This window comes from Agreia pratensis, assembly GCF_900177685.1.
Classification (GTDB): domain Bacteria; phylum Actinomycetota; class Actinomycetes; order Actinomycetales; family Microbacteriaceae; genus Agreia; species Agreia pratensis.
In genome coordinates, this window is the sequence record NZ_FXAY01000009.1 from 1 (window position 1) to 5,693 (window position 5,693).

Annotated in this window: 3 rRNA genes; all 3 read left to right on the forward strand. The window is 53.2% G+C overall.

From position 1 onward, the window contains the following. Positions 1 to 261 precede the first annotated feature (261 nt). The 3 genes from B9Y86_RS17245 (at position 262) to rrf (ending at position 5,652) form a co-directional block, all read left to right on the forward strand. Positions 262 to 1,782, forward strand: a 16S ribosomal RNA gene (locus tag B9Y86_RS17245). Positions 1,783 to 2,267: 485 nt separating this feature from the next. Next, positions 2,268 to 5,387: ribosomal RNA gene (locus B9Y86_RS17250) — 23S ribosomal RNA — on the forward strand. A gap of 148 nt (positions 5,388 to 5,535) precedes the next feature. Next, positions 5,536 to 5,652 (forward strand): 5S ribosomal RNA (rrf, locus tag B9Y86_RS17255). Together the 16S, 23S and 5S rRNA genes form the textbook arrangement of a ribosomal RNA operon. Positions 5,653 to 5,693 lie beyond the last annotated feature (41 nt).

Below are 5,693 nucleotides of genomic sequence, written 5' to 3' on the forward strand. Positions count from 1 at the left end.
GGTCTAGGTTTGAGAAGTTGCCCCGAGTTGAGGCTGCGCCGGTTGGTGTGGTGGATGTTCGGGTGCGTCCGATCTTTGAGAACTCAACAGCGTGCACTAAGTCAAATGCCAAAAACCCCGCGCATTGTCCTTTGGATGATGTGAGGGATTCCTTTGGAAATAGATTAAAAACATACAAAGCAAGTCAGTAATGATTTGTTCTGTCAGTTTCAAACTTGCAATCGTGTGCACCTATTCCGGTGTCGTGGTTGTGCGTAAACATTTACGGAGAGTTTGATCCTGGCTCAGGACGAACGCTGGCGGCGTGCTTAACACATGCAAGTCGAACGATGAAGCCCAGCTTGCTGGGTGGATTAGTGGCGAACGGGTGAGTAACACGTGAGTAACCTGCCCTTGACTCTGGGATAAGCACTGGAAACGGTGTCTAATACCGGATATTTCAGCTGGCCGCATGGTCTGGTTGTGGAAAGAATTTTGGTCAAGGATGGACTCGCGGCCTATCAGGTTGTTGGTGAGGTAATGGCTCACCAAGCCTACGACGGGTAGCCGGCCTGAGAGGGTGACCGGCCACACTGGGACTGAGACACGGCCCAGACTCCTACGGGAGGCAGCAGTGGGGAATATTGCACAATGGGCGAAAGCCTGATGCAGCAACGCCGCGTGAGGGACGACGGCCTTCGGGTTGTAAACCTCTTTTAGTAGGGAAGAAGCGAAAGTGACGGTACCTGCAGAAAAAGCACCGGCTAACTACGTGCCAGCAGCCGCGGTAATACGTAGGGTGCAAGCGTTGTCCGGAATTATTGGGCGTAAAGAGCTCGTAGGCGGTTTGTCGCGTCTGCTGTGAAAACTGGAGGCTCAACCTCCAGCCTGCAGTGGGTACGGGCAGACTAGAGTGCGGTAGGGGAGATTGGAATTCCTGGTGTAGCGGTGGAATGCGCAGATATCAGGAGGAACACCGATGGCGAAGGCAGATCTCTGGGCCGTAACTGACGCTGAGGAGCGAAAGCATGGGGAGCGAACAGGATTAGATACCCTGGTAGTCCATGCCGTAAACGTTGGGAACTAGATGTGGGGGCCATTCCACGGTCTCCGTGTCGCAGCTAACGCATTAAGTTCCCCGCCTGGGGAGTACGGCCGCAAGGCTAAAACTCAAAGGAATTGACGGGGGCCCGCACAAGCGGCGGAGCATGCGGATTAATTCGATGCAACGCGAAGAACCTTACCAAGGCTTGACATATACGAGAACGGGCCAGAAATGGTCAACTCTTTGGACACTCGTAAACAGGTGGTGCATGGTTGTCGTCAGCTCGTGTCGTGAGATGTTGGGTTAAGTCCCGCAACGAGCGCAACCCTCGTTCTATGTTGCCAGCACGTTATGGTGGGAACTCATAGGAGACTGCCGGGGTCAACTCGGAGGAAGGTGGGGATGACGTCAAATCATCATGCCCCTTATGTCTTGGGCTTCACGCATGCTACAATGGCCGGTACAAAGGGCTGCAATACCGTAAGGTGGAGCGAATCCCAAAAAGCCGGTCTCAGTTCGGATTGAGGTCTGCAACTCGACCTCATGAAGTCGGAGTCGCTAGTAATCGCAGATCAGCAACGCTGCGGTGAATACGTTCCCGGGCCTTGTACACACCGCCCGTCAAGTCATGAAAGTCGGTAACACCCAACGCCAGTGGCCTAACCTTCGGGAGGGAGCTGTCTAAGGTGGGATCGGTGATTAGGACTAAGTCGTAACAAGGTAGCCGTACCGGAAGGTGCGGCTGGATCACCTCCTTTCTAAGGAGCATTCGAGGACGCGTCTGTATACAGCGCTTATTAGCCTCGTAGCCATTACACGGACGTCTGTTTCGTGGTGGCGCTCATGGGTGGAACATTGACTTAGGAAACAGAAAAGCTAAAGAGCCTGTTAGTACAACTCCTTTTGGGGGGTTCGGAAGAGGGGTTCTGGTGTGAAGTATGTTTTATGCACGCTGTTGGGTCCTGAAGGACCGGGCCTGCTGACCTTTGGGTTGGTTGGACTGCCTTCTGGATCCTGGTCTCATCCACATGAGATGCCCGTTTTGCGGGTTGTGTGGGTGGGGGAGGATACCGCCCGTACTTTGAGAACTACACAGTGGACGCGAGCATCTACACGCTCGTATCAAATAGGTCAGGACCTTTGGTTCTGTCTGACGTGGTGCGTGTCGTGTTATGTGTATCAATGACATCATCGGAGCCTTTTGGGTTCTGGTGGTAAGCATTGGTCTTTTTGCAATTTTGTTTGTCAAGTTTTTAAGAGCAAACGGTGAATGCCTTGGCATCTGGAGCCGAAGAAGGACGTATAAATCTGCGATAAGCCTCGGGGAGCTGATAATAGAGCTGTGATCCGAGGATTTCCGAATGGGGAAACCCCGCCAGGCCCTTTGGGTGACCTGGTGACTCCCGCCTGAATATATAGGGCGGGTAGAGGGAACGGGGGGAAGTGAAACATCTCAGTACCCTCAGGAAGAGAAAACAATAGTGATTCCGTTAGTAGTGGCGAGCGAACCCGGATCAGGCTAAACCGATCATGTGTGATAGCCGGCAGGCGTTGCATGGTCGGGGTTGTGGGACTTTTCTGCTGCTTCTGCCGAACAGTGAGAGTTACAGCGCTTTATAGACGAATGGGATTGAAAGCCCAGCCATAGACGGTGCCAGCCCGGTAGTCGAAATGAAGTTATGGCTCGAAGAGTATCCCAAGTATCACGGGGCCCGAGAAATCCCGTGTGAATCTGTCAGGACCACCTGATAAGCCTAAATACTCCCAGATGACCGATAGTGAACAAGTACCGTGAGGGAAAGGTGAAAAGTACCCCGGGAGGGGAGTGAAATAGTACCTGAAACCGTTTGCTTACAAACCGTTGGAGCCTCCTTGTTGGGGTGACAGCGTGCCTTTTGAAGAATGAGCCTGCGAGTTAGTGATCAGTGGCGAGCTTAACCCGTGAGGGGAATGCGTAGCGAAAGCGAGTCTTAATAGGGCGTTTTAGTCGCTGGTTCTAGACCCGAAGCGAAGTGATCTATCCATGGCCAGGTTGAAGCGACGGTAAGACGTCGTGGAGGACCGAACCCACTTCAGTTGAAAATGGAGGGGATGAGCTGTGGATAGGGGTGAAAGGCCAATCAAACTTCGTGATAGCTGGTTCTCTCCGAAATGCATTTAGGTGCAGCGTTGCGTGTTTCTTGCCGGAGGTAGAGCTACTGGATAGCCGATGGGCCCTAAAAGGTTACTGACGTTAGCCAAACTCCGAATGCCGGTAAGTGAGAGCGCAGCAGTGAGACGGTGGGGGATAAGCTTCATCGTCGAGAGGGAAACAACCCAGACCACCAACTAAGGTCCCAAAGCGCGTGCTAAGTGGGAAAGGATGTGGAGTTGCACAGACAACCAGGAGGTTGGCTTAGAAGCAGCCACCCTTGAAAGAGTGCGTAATAGCTCACTGGTCAAGTGATTCCGCGCCGACAATGTAACGGGGCTCAAGCACGCCACCGAAGTTGTGGCATTTATATTTTTGCCCGGCCCCTTGTGGGTCCAGGCGTATGGATGGGTAGGAGAGCGTCGTGTGGCCAGCGAAGCGGCGGTGTAAACCAGCCGTGGAGGCCACACGAGTGAGAATGCAGGCATGAGTAGCGAAAGACGGGTGAGAAACCCGTCCTCCGAAAGAACAAGGGTTCCAGGGCCAGGTTAATCCGCCCTGGGTAAGTCGGGACCTAAGGCGAGGCCGACAGGCGTAGTCGATGGACAACGGGTTGATATTCCCGTACTGACGAAAAACCGCCCAAGATAATCCAGTAATGCTAAGTATCTGAATCCCCATCACTGATCCCTTCGGGGTGACGGTTGGGGCCTAGCGTACGACCCTATGCTGGTGCGTTTAGCGTATTAACAGGTGTGACGCAGGAAGGTAGCTGAGCCGGGCGATGGTTGACCCGGTCTAAGGATGTAGGGCAGAAGATAGGCAAATCCGTCTTCTATATAGCCTGAGACCCGATGGGTAGTCCTCACGGACGAAATCAGTGATCCTATGCTGCCAAGAAAAGCATCGACGCGAGGTTTTAGTCACCCGTACCCCAAACCGACTCAGGTGTTCAGGTAGAGAATACTAAGGAGATCGAGAGAATCGTGGTTAAGGAACTCGGCAAAATGCCCCCGTAACTTCGGGAGAAGGGGGGCCTGACCTGTGAACGGATTTACTCCGGGAGCGGGATAGGGCCGCAGAGACCAGTGGGAAGCGACTGTTTACTAAAAACACAGGTCCGTGCCAAGTCGCAAGACGATGTATACGGACTGACGCCTGCCCGGTGCTGGAAGGTTAAGAGGAACGGTTAGCCGCAAGGCGAAGCTGAGAATTTAAGCCCCAGTAAACGGCGGTGGTAACTATAACCATCCTAAGGTAGCGAAATTCCTTGTCGGGTAAGTTCCGACCTGCACGAATGGCGTAACGACTTCCCAGCTGTCTCAACCGCGAACTCGGCGAAATTGCACTACGAGTAAAGATGCTCGTTACGCGCAGAAGGACGGAAAGACCCCGTGACCTTTACTACAGTTTGGTATTGGTGTTCGGTGTGGCTTGTGTAGGATAGGTGGGAGACTGTGAAGCTTGGACGCTAGTTCAGGTGGAGTCATTGTTGAAATACCACTCTGGTCACTCTGGATATCTAACTACGAACCCTAATCGGGTTCTGGGACAGTGCCTGATGGGTAGTTTAACTGGGGCGGTTGCCTCCCAAAAAGTAACGGAGGCGCCCAAAGGTTCCCTCAACCTGGTTGGTAATCAGGTGTCGAGTGTAAGTGCACAAGGGAGCTTGACTGTGAGACTGACAAGTCGAGCAGGGACGAAAGTCGGGACTAGTGATCCGGCAGTGGCTTGTGGAAGCGCTGTCGCTCAACGGATAAAAGGTACCTCGGGGATAACAGGCTGATCTTGCCCAAGAGTCCATATCGACGGCATGGTTTGGCACCTCGATGTCGGCTCGTCGCATCCTGGGGCTGGAGTAGGTCCCAAGGGTTGGGCTGTTCGCCCATTAAAGCGGTACGCGAGCTGGGTTTAGAACGTCGTGAGACAGTTCGGTCCCTATCCTCTGCGCGCGCAGGAAATTTGAGAGAATCTGACCCTAGTACGAGAGGACCGGGTTGGACGAACCTCTGGTGTGTCAGTTGTTCCGCCAGGAGCACCGCTGATTAGCTACGTTCGGACTGGATAACCGCTGAAAGCATCTAAGCGGGAAGCCGTTCTCGAGATGAGATTTCCATACCATTTATGGTGAGAGACTCCCAGCTAGACTACTGGGTTGATAGGCAGGATGTGGAAGTAGGGACTAAAGACCTACGGAGCTGACCTGTACTAATAAGTCGATAACTTGATAACACCCAAAAACTTGCAAAAAAGCACATGCGCTTGCGTCCACTATGTGGTTCTCGATGTACGGTCGAGAACCAAACATGCATCAACACCCATCATCCTTTGATGGGCGTTGTGTCTGTTTGAAACTTCTAGATAGTTACATCTCTAGTGTTTCGGCGGCCATAGCGAGAGGGAAACGCCCGGTCACATTCCGAACCCGGAAGCTAAGACTCTCTGCGCCGATGGTACTGCAAGGGGGACCTTGTGGGAGAGTAGGACACCGCCGGACTCCTATTACACGAATGGCCACCCCACACCGGGGTGGCCATT